Source organism: Rasiella sp. SM2506, from assembly GCF_050859505.1.
In the GTDB taxonomy this organism is placed as follows: Bacteria; Bacteroidota; Bacteroidia; order Flavobacteriales; family Flavobacteriaceae; genus Marinirhabdus.
The window spans coordinates 2,410,844-2,428,435 of the sequence record NZ_CP193934.1 but is presented as its reverse complement, the minus strand read 5'-3'; the positions used below and the strand labels follow the sequence as shown (position 1 = coordinate 2,428,435).

Sequence of the window (17,592 nt, the reverse complement as noted above, 5' to 3'; positions counted from 1 at the left end):
TGTTTATAGTTGTAATGATTTCATTTGTTTGATCAATTCTTTATTTTCCTGAGCCGTTCCTACGGTTACTCTCAACATATTCTCGCACCCTTTTTGTTTTGTTCTGTTTCTAACTATAATGCCTTTTGTGAGTAGCTGTTTGTATCGGGTAGTGGCATCGTCTACTTTTAATAAAAAGAAATTGGCCTGCGACGGGAAAACGCGCTTTACGTAGGTAATCTTTTCTAACTCTGCTAAAAGTAACGTTCTACTTTGCTGTATTGCTTTGATTTCTTTTTCAACTTTATCTCTATTCTTTAAACGTTTTAAGGCTTTTTTCTGCGTAAGTTGATTCACATTATAGGGAGGTTTAATTTTCTTTAAAACTGAAATTATTTCAGTAGACCCATAACAAACTCCCAGTCTAATTCCTGCCATACCATATGCCTTGGAGAATGTTTGTGTGATAATAAGATTAGGAAACTCATCCAAAAATTTCAGCCAACTAAAGTTATCACTAAAATCTATATACGCTTCATCGATAACTACCAAACCATGAAACTGCATAAGTAAGCGTTCTACTTTTTTTTCTGAAAACACATTGCCAGATGGATTGTTAGGGGAACACAAGAATATAATCTTTGTAGTATTTAAAATGGCTGCCAAAATTTCATCAACCTTAGGTTTAAAGTCTGCTGAAAGGGGTACTTCCAAAACCTGAACAGCATTTAAATTTGCTAAAACATTATACATACCATAGGTAGGTGGCAACGTAATAACACTATCGCGATTGGGTTCACAAAAGGCTCTGAAAATTAAATCCAGTACTTCATCACTACCATTCCCTAGCAGTATATTTTCAGGAGGTACTCCTTTCAGCTTGGATAAAACTTTTTTGAGCGCTGTCTGATTAGGATCTGGATATCGGTTTAGCCCCGTGTCAAACGGATTCTCATTCGCGTCCAAAAAAATGGTAGTATCATTTGGATCGTTGTATTCATCACGAGCACTGCTGTAAGATTGCATCTTGGCCACATTCGTGCGGATCAAAGTTTGTATGTTGAAATTATTTTTCATAGTTCGAACTACTCTCTCCCAGCAGGGAAGGAACTTTTATTATTTAACGTATCTAATCGTAGCGTAACAGCATTTTTATGCGCTTGCAAACCTTCTGCATTGGCCATGTGCTCTATGGCTGGGCCAATATTCTGAATTCCTGTTGAAGAAATTTTCTGAAACGTCATACTCTTTAAAAAACTATCCAGATTCACTCCTGAATATTGCTTTGAATACCCGTTTGTTGGTAGCGTATGATTGGTTCCAGAGGCATAGTCTCCGGCGCTTTCTGGGGTATACTTACCAATAAAAACAGAACCTGCATTTTGAATATTATCTACAAAGTAAGCTTCGTTTTTACATACCACACTAAAATGCTCTGGTGCGTACTGGTTTATTAATTGAAGTGCTTCTTCTTCAGTATTCATTAAAATTAATTTAGAATGCTTTATAGCTTTTGCTGCTATCTCTTTTCTGGGAAGTACTTGCAGTTGTGTTTCAACTTCAGCAGCGACTTGCTCCAACAAATGAGTAGAGGTAGTCACTAAAACCACTTGACTATCTGCTCCGTGTTCTGCCTGGCTCAATAAATCGGAAGCTACAAAAGCTGCGTGGGCGGTTTCATCTGCAAAAACAAGCAGTTCACTTGGACCAGCTGGCATGTCGATGGCTACGCCGTATTTGGTAGCTAATTGTTTGGCAACTGTAACAAACTGATTGCCTGGACCAAAAATTTTATACACTTGTGGCATGCTTTCGGTTCCAAACGTCATGGCAGCTATGGCTTGAATGCCCCCTACTTTAAAAATTTTTGTGATGCCACATAATTTAGCCGTGTATAAAATAGCCGGGCTAATCTTTCCATTTTTATCAGGTGGTGTGCAAAGCACTATTTCTTTACAGCCGGCTAATTGTGCAGGAACGGCCAACATTAAAATAGTTGAAAACAAAGGTGCTGTTCCTCCTGGAATGTATAAACCTACTTTTTGAATAGGTCGTTTTTCCTGCCAGCATGCTACTCCTGGCATCGTCTCCAATTCTATTCTTTCGGTTTTTTGAGCACCGTGAAATCGTGAGATATTATTTTTTGCGAGTTGAATAGCGTCTTTTAATACGGAAGTGATTTCAGCAGAATTTAACTCATCTTCAGAAACCTGTAGCGTGTCTATGGTCACCCCATCAAACAATTGAGTGTATTTGGCAACAGCTCTATCTCCTTTTTTTTCAATTTCAGAAAATATTTCGGACACAGTAGCTTCAATATCTTTAACGGTTTGGGTGGGGCGTTGGAGAATTGTTGGCCAGGTTTCCTGGCTTGGGTTTAGTATGGTAATCATTTTAATTTTATTATTTATGCAGGTTTCGATTGCGCTCAACCAGACATCATTAATACTCAAAACTTTATTATTATTTTGTCACTGCTACCTTGTACTTTGTATTTTACAATACCATTTTCTCGATAGGGCATACCAGAATACCTTCGGCACCAGCTTCTTTAAGTTGGTCTATGACTTCCCAGAATTTCTCCTGGTTTACAACGGAGTGAATACTGCTCCAACCTTCTTCGGCTAGTGGGAGAATGGTTGGACTTTTCATACCCGGTAAAATTGCCGTGATTTCTGCTAATTTATTGTTAGGAGCATTCAGCAACACATATCTTGAATCACGACCTTTTAAAACCGATTGGATTCGAAATTGTAACTTCCCTAAAATCTGTTCCATATCAGTAGAAATTGTAGGTGAAACTGCAAGAACCGCTTCACTCTTCATAATTACTTCTACTTCTTTTAAGTTATTCTTAAACAGCGTACTTCCACTGCTCACAATATCGCAAATAGCATCAGCAAGACCTATGTTTGGAGCAATCTCCACGCTACCATTAATAATATGTAGGTCTGCTTCTATTCCAAATTTGGCTAGATAGTTTTTAGTGGTTTCCGGATACGATGTGGCAATGCGTTTCCCTTTAAAGTCTGAGATATTTTTATAGGTTGATCCTTTTGGTATTGCTAGAGAAACGCGACATTTTGAAAATCCTAATGCGGAAGAAATTGTTATTCCGTTGCCTTTTTCAACAAGAACATTTTCACCAATAATAGCACAGTCTACCACGCCATCCTTTAAATACTGCGGAATGTCACCATTACGCAAATAATAAATCTCGATAGGGAAATTCTTAGCCTCGGCTTTTAACTGGTCTTGGCCATTGTCTATCGAAATACCACAATCTTTCAATAGCTGTAACGAATCCTCGTTCAATCTTCCCGATTTCTGTACTGCAATTTTTAGTTTCATAAATAACGATTAATGTTGATAATTTTAAATCCCATAGTTTTTAAATTTTATGGGTGCTGAGCGAATAGAAGCGCATAAAAAAACCCGCTTGATTGCTCAAACGGGTTCTGGATATGTTTCTATAACATCAATACCAAATCACCTCGCAGGAGCGTGGAAATAGAAATGGTGGTGATGCATGTGTATTTTGTTCATAATTTCGATTTCAAAAGTAAACAAAAATTGTTCATAGCAATGTGAAAAACATCTTAAATTTATGTAACTCCTCCTAATTAATTTTTATAGATTTGATTGTTAGCAACCAAATTTACTAAAACCTTCTGAGAGAGAGGTTTTACTGTCCATGAAAAATTTTACAATTGCTTTTTTGGTATTTATAATCTGGTCCTTTTTTGGATTATGGTTTTACCATTGGTTACAGCAAGATACTATGGCCATGTATACTGAAACTGAAACAGGTAATACTCCGGAAGCAAAAACAGCGGCTGAGTACGCAAAAGAAAGATTGCCTTTACGTATTGAAAATGAAGCTCCGGATATAGTAGATTCCCCAAACGTAGCAGAAGCTAACGCAGGTCTAACCGCCACAACCGAAGAAGGAGATATACTTTTTAGATATCCCGAAAATATTCAAATTAAAAAAAATAGCGCCACCGTTTATATTCCAACAAATACCCATGATTTTAAATATAAGCTGAATAGCTATCTCCTGGAACACACAAATACGGAGCTTGTAGTTGTATCTAAATATAGTGCCGAAGAAAATATAGAGTCCCCCAATTATGGTACCCAACGAGCGCAAAAAATTAAAGCCATCCTCATAGATGCTGGTATCGCTTCTCAGCGCATCGTAATAAAACCACATATTACTCCCATAGAATTTAACCTAGACAATAGCTATGATAAAGCATTTTCATTTACCATACAGCCATTGGACTTGAAACGCGTTGAAAACATTAAAAAAGCAATTCCCGAAACAAAAACTATTTATCCGCGTTTTTCTTCATCGGATATTTTAAATAGTCCTGCACTGGAAAAAACTTTACAAGAAGTTGTAAGAGTTTTTGAAGCCAATCCTACTTTAAAAATTACGGTTGTTGGTCACACGGACAATATTGGGAACGCTACAGATAATTATTTGCGTGGATTGGAATTTGCAAAGCAAATGCGGTGGTATCTGGTTTCTAAGGGGAATATTGATAAAAATAAAATCAAAGCTATATCCGAAGGAGAAAGCCAGGCAATTGCAAATAATAACACAGAAAAAGGACGTACCTTGAACCAACGGATAGAAATAAAATTTAGCGAAGAATAATGGAGGGATTAACAGAGTTTATACAAACCTTACCCAACTATGTAGGTATTTTTCTATTGATGCTGAGTGCCTTTTTATTAGGTTATTTTTCTGCTTTTCAATTACTACGGAATACCTACCGAAAAATAATAAACAGACTAAAGAGGGAAGTAAACGCCTTAAAAACAACTCCTCCCAAAGATGTGCGGGACATAGATACGATTTTTACCGAAATGGAACCTAAGCTTCTAAAAATGGTACAAGAGCAGCAGGAAATTATGGAAGAGTCTAAAGCTGAAGAACGTCTACAAAATACCGTTAGTTTTGCCGAAAAAAATAAAGCCACCTATCTGGCTGAATCCAGTAAAAATGTTGAAACACCAGAGGCAGATGATGACGAGCTAAATTTTGACAACTTTGGATATGCCGATTTCCAAGACAAGGAAGATCTCACCAAAATAAACGGCATTGGCCCTTATATTGAACAGAAGTTAAATGATATAGGCATTTATACCTACGCACAAATTAGCGAGCTTTCTTTACGCGATATAGAACTCATTACCGAAATGATAGATTTCTTCCCGGGTCGTATAGAGCGGGACAATTGGGTAGGCCAAGCAAAATCACTTAAAGTGTATTAATATGCAGTTACAGACATTGGATTGGGTTTTAATTGGCAGCTTTTTTGCCATTTTTCTCGTTATAGGAATTGTAGTTGCCAAACGATCCGGAAAAAACACAAAGGAATTTTTTCTTTCAGGCAGGAATATGCCTTGGTGGTTACTGGGAATTTCTATGGTTGCCACTACGTTTTCTGCAGACACACCCAACCTTGTGACAGATATTGTGAGACAAAACGGAGTTTCAGGAAATTGGGTATGGTGGACATTCCTTATTACCGGGATGCTTACCGTGTTTGTATATGCAAAACTGTGGCGACGTAGTAAGGTATTGACCGATCTTCAGTTTTATGAAATGCGCTATAGTGGGAAGGAAGCCGCTTTCTTACGCGGATTTAGAGCTATCTACCTGGGCGTTTTCTTTAACGTAATGATTATGGCTTCGGTATGTCTGGCAGCTATAAAGATTGGCGGCATTTTGTTTAATCTTGAACCCTGGGAATGTGTATTGTACGCGTCATTAATAACAGTGGCGTATAGTTCGTTTGGTGGTTTAAGAGGTGTTATTTTTACAGATTTCCTTCAATTTATTGTAGCCATGGTCGGTTCAATTTGGGCGGCCTATTACATTATAAATATGCCTGAAATTGGCGGGCTAGATAAATTACTTACCCACGAAAATGTTGCCGATAAATTAAATTTTCTTCCAGATTTTAACGACACCAATTCACTTCTGGTTTTACTTATCATTCCTATTGCTGTACAATGGTGGAGTGTTTGGTATCCTGGCGCAGAGCCTGGGGGTGGTGGGTATATTGCACAGCGAATGCTTTCTGCCAAAGATGAAAAAAATGCCATTGGAGCCACACTCCTATTTAACGTAGCACATTATGCATTGCGTCCGTGGCCGTGGATTTTAATCGCCTTAGCGTCCCTGGTGTTATATCCTGAACTATCAGACATAGGCAATGAGTTCCCGAATGCGGTGTTAGGACACGATTTAGGATATCCTGCCATGTTAACCAATTTACCCTCCGGACTATTAGGATTGGTGGTAGCATCCCTTATTGCTGCTTTTATGAGTACGATCTCCACACACCTAAATTGGGGTTCTTCGTACATCTCCTTAGATTTTTACAAACGTTTTGTAAAGCCAGAAGCTTCAGAAAAAGAATTGGTGGCTGTAGGTAGACTTTCAACCGTAGTATTAATGCTATTTGCCGCATTACTGGCATTAACCCTAAGTAGTGCGTTAAGTACCTTCGCTATTTTATTACAAATTGGCGCAGGGACGGGACTTATTTTTATCCTCCGCTGGTTTTGGTGGCGTGTAAATGCCTATAGTGAAATTACAGGAATGATTGTTTCCTTTGTCATGGCGCTCTTTTTTGAATTTGTAGATTTAGGCTTAGAGGATTACGAAAAATTAATCTACGGCGTTGCCATCACAACTGTTGCCTGGCTTGCCGTAACGCTCCTCACCCGCCCTACCGACAGCAAGACACTGGCAAACTTCTACAACGCAGTAACACCGTATGGAAACGGCTGGAAACCTTTTAAAAAGAAAGCGGCAGCAGAAAACCTACCTTTAAAAACTACCAACGATGTCTTTACCATAGATCTTGCTTCTATGTTGCTTGGAATTGTATTTGTATACACCTCGCTGTTTGCTACTGGCTATATTATCTACGGAAATATGATGGGTGCAGGAATCTTGATTGCAATTGCTGTGGTGAGTGGGATTACTATTTTTAGTCTTTGGAAGAAAAAGAAGAAGTAACAGTTTGCAGTGGCAGTGGCAGTGGCAGTGGAAAAATAAAATTAGTAATTTTTCATGTTGCCAAAAATTAAAAAAATAATATGAGTGAAATCAAAAATTGTCCGAATTGCCAATCTGAGATAAAAAGTGGAATAATATCAAGTAATGCACTTTACTCAAATATGTACACAGCCATAATCAACGAATATAACGAACCAAAATCTGAAGGATATTGTTCAAAATGTGGAAAAGTACCATATGAAAAATACTCAAACCAAATAATTACAGAACGAAAAAACCTTACCAATCAATTACAAAAACTGATTGTCAATATTCCTGTAATTTCAATACATACTCCGTTAAACTGGGATTATGAAGTTGTTGGAATGGTAACAGGTCAATCTACAACAGGGACTGGGGTGATAACGGAATTTACATCCTCATTTACTGACTTTTTCGGAGCTCAATCTGGCAGACACAACGAAAAACTAAAAGCTGGTGAAAATATGTGTTTCGTCCAATTAAGAAAACAAGCAATGGATTTGGGAGCGAATGCAGTAATTGCAACTGATATTGATTATTCAGAAATTGGAGCGGGAAAAGGGATGCTAATGGTTTGTATGGCTGGTACAGCAATAAATTTAAAAAATGTTGATGTGATTGGAGACGGAAAGTCCGAGTTGCTTGATAAACTAACAGAAGTTAATAAACGACTCAAATGGCTGGGAAGGTATAAAACCAATATCGAATAATTAGAACAAACTATAACAACAGAAGTAAAAATATTAAAAAGCCTTCAAACAAATCAGTCTGAAGGCTTTCTCTTTTTTATAAATTTCGTAAACTCTAATTATCCCCCAAAATCAGAGGCATTCCGCTTTCACCGCCTCCAATTACAATAACTTTGGTATTGGGAGACTGAGATAGTTTGAGTGTCGCATCAATTCCCTTATCCTGTAGGATCTTATCGGTTAAAGAAGCGCTTAAGATTCTGTTAGATTCCGCTTTTCCTTCCGCTTCAATAATTACTTTTTCGGCTTCTTTGGAGGCTGTTACCAATCTAAATTCATATTCTAAGGATTCCTGTTCTTGTCTCAGTTTACGTTCAATCGCTTCTTTAATAGTATTCGGAAGTGTGACGTCACGTACTAGTACTTCATTTAACTGTACATATTGCTTTTCTAGGATAATTTTAGTCTCAGCAAATATTTCATCTTGAATAGCATCACGCTTGCTACTGTACAACTGTTCTGGAGTATAACGCCCCACCACACTACGCGCAGCACTACGAATGGCTGGTTGTATTACTCGTTGTAAGTAATCTTTACCAAGAGATTGGTGTAGATTTCCTAAGTCTTTATAAACGGGCTCATACCAAACCGAAGCTTCAATCTGAATTTCTAATCCGTTAGAGGAAAGCACTCTCATTTTCTCATAAAGTTCTTGCTGACGCACTTCGTAAACAAATACTTTATTCCATGGGGCAATTAGGTGAAAACCTTCTCCCAGAGGTGCTTCATCTATAACCACACCATTATCGAAGGTTCTGTAAAGCACTCCTGCTTCTCCAGAATCGATGGTAACAGCAGATTTTGCCACTACTATAATAATAAGGACAATTGCAATGATAATAGGTATTCCAATTTTTGGTAATTTTTCCATAATAATCTATATTTTTGAAGTTATATTAGTCCGTTGTATTTTCTAATGAACCACTCGGCAGTTAAGAAAAGAACGATGAGTGCAAGAAGGTATTTCCAATCGATCAAAGGTACAATTTTTTGCTCGCTTTTCTGGATGGATTGAAACCTATCATCATTTAATAATGATTCCATCAAATCGTCTATTTCGTTTGGAAAATAGGCTGTCCCTTTCGTATTTGCTGCTATTCTCTTTAATTTTGAAACATTGGCATTTCCAAATTGCTGCTCCACATTAAAATCTAATATGGTAAAAGCCCCACTTCTAGCGATAGCTTCGTCACCTACGGCTACCGTAAATGCATATTCTCCAGCAGGCAAACTGTTTACGTCTACTTCGTAAAAGTTATTTTTCAGCAACATAGGAAAAACTGTACGCTGTTTACTTTCCTGTTCTATTACAGAAATTGACAACGACGCCCGCGTATCGAACACATAATTTTTATCGAAGTACTGTGCCGAAATTTTAATAGGACTATTGTTATAATAAAAAGATTCATTACTCACCTCTAGCCTACTTCTACGTTTGTTGGATGCTAAATATTGAACCAAATTCCCTACAAACGCATCAAACTCCTGAAAGTTAGTATGCTGAAGATAACTTTGCGCACGCCATTTCCATAGCTCTTCCACATCCCAAAGGACATCTCGCTTGCCATTTACCTCGGCAGTGACCAGCAAGGCGTTCTCGGTATTAAATCCACGTACGGTCTGTTTTAATACAACTTCGTGTGGTACTGTAATTTGAAGTTCACCAAACAAAGTGGGCAATGGCGGGAAGGTACTAAAACCTATATCTTCCATCGCAAAGGCACCATAATTTACATTTAACGCTGCAGCCGCCTCTTCACGTTGTCCCGTTACTTCTTTCTGAAAAACAGACTGCACACTATTCAGGAAATTCCAATCGGTTTTGGTGCCTGAAATAATAAAAGTGTTCATGTTAAGTCTTTCAATTTCATTAAATAGCGTGGCAAAACTTCGGTTGGGTTGGTATAAAATTAGTAACTGATGGTCACTCAATTGAGCAATGGCTTCGCCAGGTTTTGCAAATGTAACTTTGCGCTGCTCATTGGTTTCAATCGCTTTTTTAAACATTCCCATATCTGGATGTACCATTGTACTCACCACCAACACATTGGCTGCCTGGTCTATCACCTCTACCGCAAATTGTTTGTTATTGTTTACTTTGTTTTTTTCATCGTCCAGAGGAACAACCTGCGCGGTATATTTTTGCAAACCTACACGTGATGCAGGTAGCGTGAGCGAAATGGTTTTGGTATTATCGGTTTCAGAAAATGAAACATTCTCTCGGTACACAATGGCCGCTCCTTGTGAAATAACAAATTGTGAATTCACGGAACCCGTCCCATTATACACCAAAATAGCCTCTACGGGAAACTGATTTTTTAAGAACGCATAGCGATTGGTGTTGAGACGCTCTAGTTTTAAATCGGTGTATTTTATAGAATCTCCCAGTATTATGGGATACACAGGATTTTTATAGGTTGCTGAAGAAAATTCATAATCATTACCAAGCGTCTGATTTCCATCTGAAATTAACACGGTAGGTGCAATGTTATTTTTAAAAACTTCGTTGGTGGCCGAAAGTGCTTTGGCAATATTGGTATTGGTTTCGGTAAATGTTACGGTATCGGTTGCTTTGAAATCTGTACCGAATGTAAAGAAAGACAGCTCGAACCTATCGTTTAACTTGTTGTTTTCCTTCAGCTTTGTAATAATTGCTGAAACGTTATCCGTTTGATTCAATTCTGAAATAGAACTGGAATTGTCTAGTACCACAGGCAAACTTGGCTTTACAATCGTGTAGGTTTCGCTTTTGAATTTCGGATTAATCAGCAAAATTAAAATAGCAAACAACGTCAAAAACCGAAGGGTTCCAAACACCCATTTTAGCTTTCCGCTGTACTTTGATTTATAACCATACATAAAAAGCGCCAATGCAAGAGCAATCACGACGGCAATAACAATGTAAAGTATAGTTTCTGCGGTCATTTATGAGGTACAAGTTACGAACGACGAAGTACGAACTAAGTTTTGTTGAAAATAAGTTTGAAGTTTATAATTTGTAGTTCCTAGTTTAGGGTTTTCTTTAAACTATAAACGCCAAATCACAAACTACGTTAGCATGCCGCCATCTACGTTAAGAACCTGGCCGGTAACGTATGCAGACATATCGCTTCCTAAGAAAACGCACATATTGGCGATATCTTCCGGAGTTCCTCCTCTTTTAAGTGGAATAGCGTCTCTCCAAGATTGAACAGTTGCTTCGTCTAACTTACCCGTCATTTCAGTTTCTATAAACCCAGGAGCCACGGCGTTGCAACGAATGTCACGAGAACCTAGTTCCAGGGCTACCGATTTGGTAAAGCCCAAAATTCCGGCTTTAGATGCAGCATAATTGGTCTGTCCTGCGTTTCCTTTTACGCCTACTATAGAGCTCATATTAATAATAGAACCTTTGCGTTGTTTTAACATAGCGCGTTGCACAGCTTTGGTCATATTAAAAACCGATTTAAGGTTTACCTCAATCACTTTGTCAAAATCTTCTTCAGAAATACGCATTAAGAGGTTGTCTTTGGTAATTCCGGCGTTATTTACTAAAATATCTATACTACCAAATTCTTCCAAAACCTGCACAGCCAATTCTTGAGACTCGGCAAAATTTGAAGCATCGCTTTTATAAGCTTTGGCTTTAATTCCGTTTTTTGAAACTTCTTCAGCCAGAGCTTCGGCAGCTTCGGCACTTGAGTTATAGGTAAATGCAATATTGGCGCCGTGCTTGGCGAATGCTTCTACGATTCCTTTACCAATTCCACGGCTTCCACCTGTAATAATAGCTGTTTTTCCTTCTAGTAACTTCATATTTCGATTTTAGTTTATCCTGAACATGTTGAGGGCTCAAAACGCGAGATTTCAAGTATCTCAAATATAAAAAAAGCCCTACGATTATGCAGGGCTTTGTAGCATTATTTATTCCGAAGTTTATCCTAAAACTTCGGCCATTTTTTTTCCTATTTCGGCTGGAGAATCTACTACGTGGATTCCACATTCTCTTAAAATTTTCTTTTTAGCCTGTGCGGTATCATCGCTTCCGCCTACAATAGCACCTGCGTGCCCCATGGTTCTTCCTGCTGGAGCAGTTTCACCTGCAATAAATCCAACTACCGGCTTTTTGCTTCCACTGGCCTTATACCAACGTGCTGCTTCAGCTTCCAGTTGTCCTCCAATTTCACCAATCATAACAACAGCTTCGGTTTCCGGGTCGTTTATTAATAATTCTACGGCTTCTTTTGTCGTGGTTCCAATAATGGGATCCCCACCAATACCAATAGCGGTAGTAATTCCTAATCCTTGTTTTACAACCTGGTCTGCAGCCTCATAGGTAAGTGTTCCAGATTTTGAAACAATCCCTATTTTTCCTTTTTTGAAAACAAAGCCTGGCATAATACCAACTTTAGCCTCCCCTGGCGTAATAACACCTGGACAGTTAGGACCAATTAAACGGCAGTCTCTATCTTTAATATAGTGCGCTACTTTTATCATATCTCCCACTGGAATTCCTTCAGTGATAGTGATAATTACTTTAATGCCTGCATCTGCAGCTTCCATGATGGCATCTGCAGCAAATGCTGGTGGTACAAAAATAATCGAAGTATCTGCTCCAACTTCTTTTACAGCTTCGGCAACCGTGTTAAAAACAGGCTTATCCAAATGTGTTTGCCCCCCTTTTCCTGGAGTTACACCACCTACAACATTGGTTCCATAGTCTATCATTTGCCCGGCGTGAAACGTACCTTCGCTTCCTGTAAAGCCTTGAACAATTATTTTTGAATCTTTATTTACTAAAACACTCATAGGTTTCTATTATCTCTGTTATTGTTTTATTGAAATTTTTGGTGTGCAAAGATACCTAATTGGTCTTGTTTGCAAAAGGAATTTACACCTTTACTCGCGTGTAGGATTCTGTAGTATCGTCTTTATCCGTCACAGGTTGGCTTACCTGATACCCACGAAATAATTTACCATCTTTTACTTCCCAAATACACATAAAATGAGCGATTCCCAGCTCTTCATCTGCATTTTCCATGGTACGGATGTAGTATTTGTATCTAATAGTAACGTGGCCTTCATCTTCTAATACATGGCTTATTTCTAGACGTAAATCGTTGTAACTACGGCGTACTTCTGCAAAGAATTTTTCCAAATCTTCAAAATGCAAGATGCTCAATCCGTTGGCACTATTCCAAATTAGTTCTATGTCTTTATGAAAATACGTTTCTATGACAGATTCATCTTTTAAAATGTCTGTTCGATAAAAATTTTTTACGATGTCTTTTGCGCTTACACTCATTATAAATTGTCTAATTTTTCAATGATATCTGGAATTAGCCGTATAGAGGCCAGTTCTTTATATTTTTTTCTGAAATCGTCTGCCGGTGTGCCAAAATACGATTTATGACCAGGCAATGATTTACTCACACCACTCTGTGCCGAAATTACAGCTTTTTCCCCAATGGTAACACCACTGGTAATTCCAACTTGTCCCCAAATAGTGACAAAATCTTCAATCAAAACACAGCCTGCAATTCCTGCTTGTGAAGCAATTAAACAACGGCTTCCAATAACGGTGTCGTGACCTACGTGTACTTGATTGTCTAGCTTGGTTCCTTCCCCTATTATGGTAGATGCCGTTACGCCTTTGTCGATAGTACAAAGTGCACCAATGTCTACATGGTCTTTTATAACTACATTGCCACCACTTAAAAGTTTATCAAATTTTTCGGGTCTGTTTTTATAGTAAAAAGCATCACTCCCTAGCACCGTTCCTGCGTGAATGGTCACGTTGTTTCCAATAACTGTGTTGTCGTAAATAGTAACGTTGGGATGTATTAAACAGTCATCGCCAATGGTTACATTATTTCCAATAAAAACATTGGGCTGAATCACCGTGTTTTTACCAATCTTGGCTGAGTCTGCGATGACCGCTCTTGCCATTATAAATGGGTTAAAATGATGGGTCAACGTATTAAAATCCCGAAACGGATCGTCACTAATTAACAGTGCTTTTCCTTTTGGGCAATCCACTTGTTTATTGATAAGAATAATAGTGGCGGGAGATTGCAACGCTTTGTCGTAATACTTAGGATGATCTACAAAAACAATATCCCCTGGGAGTACTACGTGAATTTCGTTCATTCCCAATACTGGGAAACTAGCGTCACCCACAAAATCGCAATCCAATATAGTAGCAATGTCTTGTAGTGTTTGTGGGGTGTTGAATTTCATATAAAAATTTGAGTATCAAATATAAAAAATCCCTTCACAATTTTAGGTATGAAGGGAACTTATTATGTTTTGAATAGCAACAAAAAAATTTACTGGCTACAATTGCCGTCTACAATATCTTGCTGGGTTGGGTTGTATGCGTTGCTATTTGCAACAAAATCATTATCGATTGTACCTTCTGTAAACAATCCTTGAATTGCACAAAAGTTGGTTAAATTTTTGCACTGATATATTTCTAAATTTCCATTTTGCGGACTGCTTCCAAACATTCCAATATTACGAAGTCCTTCTAAACCTTCTAAATTCTCAATACTTGTAAGATTATCTAGAAAAATTCTTCCAGCAGACTCTAAATTTGAAAGACTTCTCAAGCTCGAAATATCAACATTACGTATAGATAAGTTATATCTTATTCTAGTAATATTTGTTAATGGTGTAAAATCTGTCACTGGAGATTCAATAATACTTAAAACACCTAAAGAAGAAAAATTAGAAAATGCAGAGATATCGGTCAATTTTTGATTTTGCCATAGGTAAAATTGAAGTTCGTCTGTATATGCTGTATCAATATTCCCTATCCCATTAAGGTTAGTTAAGTTATCCAGATTACGAAAATAAAAATACTTTGCCTCAGTAACGTTTGAAAGTGCCGTTAAACTATTAAATTCTTCTTGGTCATACATGATAAAATTACCATTTATAACTTCAAGACTTTCTAATCCAGATAAGTTTACAATAGGTCCATTGCTATATATGGAGAAATCTTCTCCGTCAAATTTTCTGAAATTATCCAGCCCTTTAAGACTATGAAAAATTCTATTGAAACTTATATTGATAGTTCCAAAAATTTCTCTAATTCCGTTAAGCCCTTCCATGTTTTCAAGACTATCATTACTTGTTACAAATAGTGAACCGTTATAATCTAAATCTTTTACAATTAGCGATATATTTTCTAAACCACTTAGTGAAGTAAGTTTTTCATTACCAGAAATATTAAGTTCATTTAAGCTGCCACGCAACCCTTCCAAACCTTGCAGATTTGCCAAGGAGTTATTTCCAAATACTCCTAAATAATTAACGTTAATAACTGATTCTAGACCCGTTAAGCTGGCGAGCATATTGTTGTTGCTTATAGATAAATAATTTACTTGTTTAATACCTGATAGAGGTCTTAAATCCACGATAGGGTCGTCAACATTATCAGAAAATATCGTTAGTAAATTTACGCTACACAAGCCCATGGTGCCCACCTTATTAACTTCTGCTTGTGATCTTAAGTAAAAATCTTGGTCAGTGACGCCTCCAGAACATAATCCTTGAGTAGTAAAAGAAGTATTTTCGCTATAAAGTATTCCACTAGGGGTCTTGGCAAATGCTCTGACGTAATATTTCTTTTCCGGGCTTGTTCCGAAAAGTTTCACAATTTGTTCTGGACCCTGAGAGTTGCTGTATATCGTAAGGTTTTCATCTACTCGAGGATTCATTCCTTCGCTCCAACAAATACCAATTTCAATAAAATCTAAAGTGTTTGAAACAGCAATTTTCACATTTGCGGTAGACGCTAGTACATCGGTTATTTCTACAATTTTTAAAGAATTCTCAATTTGGGAATCCTCCATTTGCTCATCATCCTTACTGCAAGATATAAACACAATTAATAGTGAAAAACTTAAAAATATAAAAAACTTCTTCATTTTATCAATCAATTATAGTAAACAATTACCATTAAAAACATCTTCCCTTGTTGGGTTAAACGCATTAGAATTTGTTTCAAAATTTATAAAACTCCCGTTCTGCAAAGCTCTTTGTAACCCACAATAATCTGATAGCATATCATTAGCATAAAAACTTGCATAACTTCCAGCAATAACGTTCGATAAAAAATTTAAATTTTCTAATTTACTGCCCGATACTACTATATTTTCAACGTTTTGAAGGGGCTGTAAACCATCTAAATTTTCTAATAGAAAACAGTCGTTTATATCTAAATTGTTAATTACATTCAATTCACCCAAATTTGGAACTGTTTTTAATCCTCCGTTTTCATCTAAGATAAAATTTTGGATAGTCCCCTTTAGACTTGGCAACTCAAACGATATAAGCGATGGATTGTTTACCAAATTAAAATTTTGGAGTTCCTCCAAAGCATCTAGGGTTCCTAAGGTGTTTAGATTATAATTGCCTCGTATTTCCAAACCGCCATCTGTGTTTCCAATTTTAGTAATGCCTCTTAACCCATTTAAGTGTGTTAAGCTTTGGTTATTTACAATACTTACATAATCAAGACCTCCGTTAATTGAAGAAAGCTCATCTATATCTGTAAGCTCTCGATTTCCACCAATATAAATTAAATCCTCCACCGACGTTATGTTCTGCAATCCTGATAGATTTTTTAACTCCACATTATTAAAAATTTGAAGAGATTGAACACTGCCACTAACATTAGAAAATTTTGATATATCTATAATTGGATCTAAAATGTCTTCAGAAGTAAACTGAAGACTTCCATTAATAGCACAAATATTTACTATGTCAAAATCATCAACATCTTTTTGGCTAAGTAAAATTACATCGCCTTGAAATATCTCACCTGTACAATCTCCTAGGGTAGTTATTGAAAATACTGGTCCGTAGTTGATACTAGTCTTGGTTTGCTGGAAAGCACGAAAGTTGTAGATTGTGTTTCTGCGAAGACCATATATAGTATCTTGAAAACTACCACTCACAACTGAATTAAGCACAAAATCGTTGGTTTCAATATCGGGAGTTTCAATTACTCCCCAAACCAAACCGCTTGAAACAACTTGTTCAATTGCAGTCAACCCTGAAACTGAAATATTGACTTGCCCTACATTGACATCTGTAAAATCTATTTGGAAATTTTGATCCTGTAATGTGTCATCGTCTTTACTACACGAAAATAACACACTTACTAAAAGAAAAAACACAATTATTTTTTTCATAACTACTTTAATTGTCTTTGTTAAAATAACTACATTACTCCTTAACCCGTTCCTGATACTGACCTTTCTCAGTATCTATTCTAATCTTGTCACCTTCGTTAATAAACAGCGGTACATTTACCTCAGCTCCTGTTTCCATGATAGCAGGTTTGGTAGCATTTGTTGCCGTGTTTCCTTTAACTCCTGGCTCTGTTGAGGCAACTTCCAGAATAACGTGTGCTGGTAAATCTACGGAAAGCGGTGCATTGTCTTCGGTATTAATCAATACCGTTACTACTTCACCTTCTTTCATTAATTCTGGCGTATCCAAAGCGTCTTTTGTTAAACGTATTTGGGTATAATCTTCGGTATTCATAAAGTGGTAAAAATCGCCTTCAGCATATAAAAACTGAAATTTATGCGTCTCCACACGTACATCTTCAATTTTATGCCCGGCTGAAAAAGTATTGTCTATCACTTTTCCATTGGTCACACTTTTTAATTTTGTCCTAACAAACGCGGGGCCTTTTCCTGGCTTCACATGTAAAAATTCAATAACTTTATATATATCGTGGTTGTAATGAATACATAATCCTTTTCTAATGTCTGATGTTGATGCCATACTTATGCCCGCATA

The 17,592-nt window shown here is 37.2% G+C and carries 16 protein-coding genes; 4 read left to right on the top strand and 12 right to left on the bottom strand.

The window, feature by feature from the left end:
- Positions 1-3: 3 nt before the first annotated feature.
- From hisC to hisG, 3 genes are all read right to left on the bottom strand, one after another.
- A complete protein-coding gene (gene hisC, locus ACQ2HF_RS11000) occupies positions 4-1,056 on the bottom strand; it encodes a histidinol-phosphate transaminase (protein ID WP_432410468.1) in 1,053 nt (350 codons plus the stop codon).
- Positions 1,057-1,064: 8 nt separating this feature from the next.
- Positions 1,065-2,372 carry a histidinol dehydrogenase gene (gene hisD / locus ACQ2HF_RS10995; protein WP_432410467.1) on the bottom strand — a complete coding sequence of 436 codons (1,308 nt, stop codon included), beginning with the start codon at positions 2,370-2,372 and terminating at the stop codon, positions 1,065-1,067.
- A gap of 103 nt (positions 2,373-2,475) precedes the next feature.
- A complete protein-coding gene (hisG, locus tag ACQ2HF_RS10990; protein ID WP_432410466.1) occupies positions 2,476-3,330 on the bottom strand; it encodes an ATP phosphoribosyltransferase in 855 nt (284 codons plus the stop codon).
- Between the two features lie 343 nt (positions 3,331-3,673).
- On the opposite strand from hisG, the gene ACQ2HF_RS10985 reads away from it, so the two are divergent.
- The 4 genes from ACQ2HF_RS10985 (at position 3,674) to ACQ2HF_RS10970 (ending at position 7,755) form a co-directional block, all read left to right on the top strand.
- Positions 3,674-4,645 carry an OmpA family protein gene (locus ACQ2HF_RS10985; RefSeq protein ID WP_432410465.1) on the top strand — a complete coding sequence of 324 codons (972 nt, stop codon included), beginning with the start codon at positions 3,674-3,676 and terminating at the stop codon, positions 4,643-4,645.
- The gene (locus ACQ2HF_RS10980; protein ID WP_432410464.1) at positions 4,645-5,265 is read left to right on the top strand and encodes a hypothetical protein; all 621 of its coding nucleotides are present in this window, start codon (positions 4,645-4,647) and stop codon (positions 5,263-5,265) included. The genes ACQ2HF_RS10985 and ACQ2HF_RS10980 overlap by 1 nt, the downstream gene beginning before the upstream one ends.
- A 1-nt stretch (position 5,266) precedes the next feature.
- Positions 5,267-7,024: a sodium:solute symporter family protein gene (locus tag ACQ2HF_RS10975; protein WP_432410463.1), complete on the top strand. Its 1,758-nt coding sequence runs from the start codon at positions 5,267-5,269 to the stop codon at positions 7,022-7,024.
- Between the two features lie 80 nt (positions 7,025-7,104).
- Positions 7,105-7,755 (top strand): heavy metal-binding domain-containing protein, encoded by a 651-nt coding sequence (locus ACQ2HF_RS10970; protein ID WP_432410462.1) that lies wholly within the window; start codon positions 7,105-7,107, stop codon positions 7,753-7,755.
- A gap of 94 nt (positions 7,756-7,849) precedes the next feature.
- On the opposite strand, the gene ACQ2HF_RS10965 is transcribed toward ACQ2HF_RS10970, so the two are convergent.
- The 9 genes from ACQ2HF_RS10965 to efp form a co-directional block, all read right to left on the bottom strand.
- Positions 7,850-8,665 carry a prohibitin family protein gene (locus ACQ2HF_RS10965; RefSeq protein ID WP_432410461.1) on the bottom strand — a complete coding sequence of 272 codons (816 nt, stop codon included), beginning with the start codon at positions 8,663-8,665 and terminating at the stop codon, positions 7,850-7,852.
- A 20-nt stretch (positions 8,666-8,685) separates the two neighbouring features.
- Positions 8,686-10,719 carry a vWA domain-containing protein gene (locus tag ACQ2HF_RS10960; protein WP_432410460.1) on the bottom strand — a complete coding sequence of 678 codons (2,034 nt, stop codon included), beginning with the start codon at positions 10,717-10,719 and terminating at the stop codon, positions 8,686-8,688.
- Between the two features lie 123 nt (positions 10,720-10,842).
- Positions 10,843-11,589, bottom strand: coding sequence for a 3-oxoacyl-[acyl-carrier-protein] reductase (fabG, locus tag ACQ2HF_RS10955; RefSeq protein WP_432410459.1), 747 nt, complete (start codon positions 11,587-11,589; stop codon positions 10,843-10,845).
- Positions 11,590-11,709: 120 nt separating this feature from the next.
- On the bottom strand, positions 11,710-12,582 hold the full coding sequence (gene sucD / locus ACQ2HF_RS10950) for a succinate--CoA ligase subunit alpha (RefSeq protein ID WP_432410458.1): 873 nt from the start codon (positions 12,580-12,582) through the stop codon (positions 11,710-11,712).
- Between the two features lie 82 nt (positions 12,583-12,664).
- Positions 12,665-13,078 carry a nuclear transport factor 2 family protein gene (locus ACQ2HF_RS10945; RefSeq protein ID WP_432410457.1) on the bottom strand — a complete coding sequence of 138 codons (414 nt, stop codon included), beginning with the start codon at positions 13,076-13,078 and terminating at the stop codon, positions 12,665-12,667.
- Entirely contained in the window at positions 13,078-14,013 is a 936-nt protein-coding gene (locus ACQ2HF_RS10940; RefSeq protein ID WP_432410456.1) for a UDP-3-O-(3-hydroxymyristoyl)glucosamine N-acyltransferase, read from the bottom strand. Before ACQ2HF_RS10940 ends, ACQ2HF_RS10945 begins: the two co-directional genes overlap by 1 nt.
- 89 nt (positions 14,014-14,102) lie before the next feature.
- Positions 14,103-15,707 (bottom strand): hypothetical protein, encoded by a 1,605-nt coding sequence (locus ACQ2HF_RS10935; protein ID WP_432410455.1) that lies wholly within the window; start codon positions 15,705-15,707, stop codon positions 14,103-14,105.
- Between the two features lie 12 nt (positions 15,708-15,719).
- A complete protein-coding gene (locus ACQ2HF_RS10930; protein ID WP_432410454.1) occupies positions 15,720-16,976 on the bottom strand; it encodes a hypothetical protein in 1,257 nt (418 codons plus the stop codon).
- A 34-nt stretch (positions 16,977-17,010) separates the two neighbouring features.
- Positions 17,011-17,577 carry an elongation factor P gene (gene efp, locus ACQ2HF_RS10925; protein ID WP_432410453.1) on the bottom strand — a complete coding sequence of 189 codons (567 nt, stop codon included), beginning with the start codon at positions 17,575-17,577 and terminating at the stop codon, positions 17,011-17,013.
- Positions 17,578-17,592 lie beyond the last annotated feature (15 nt).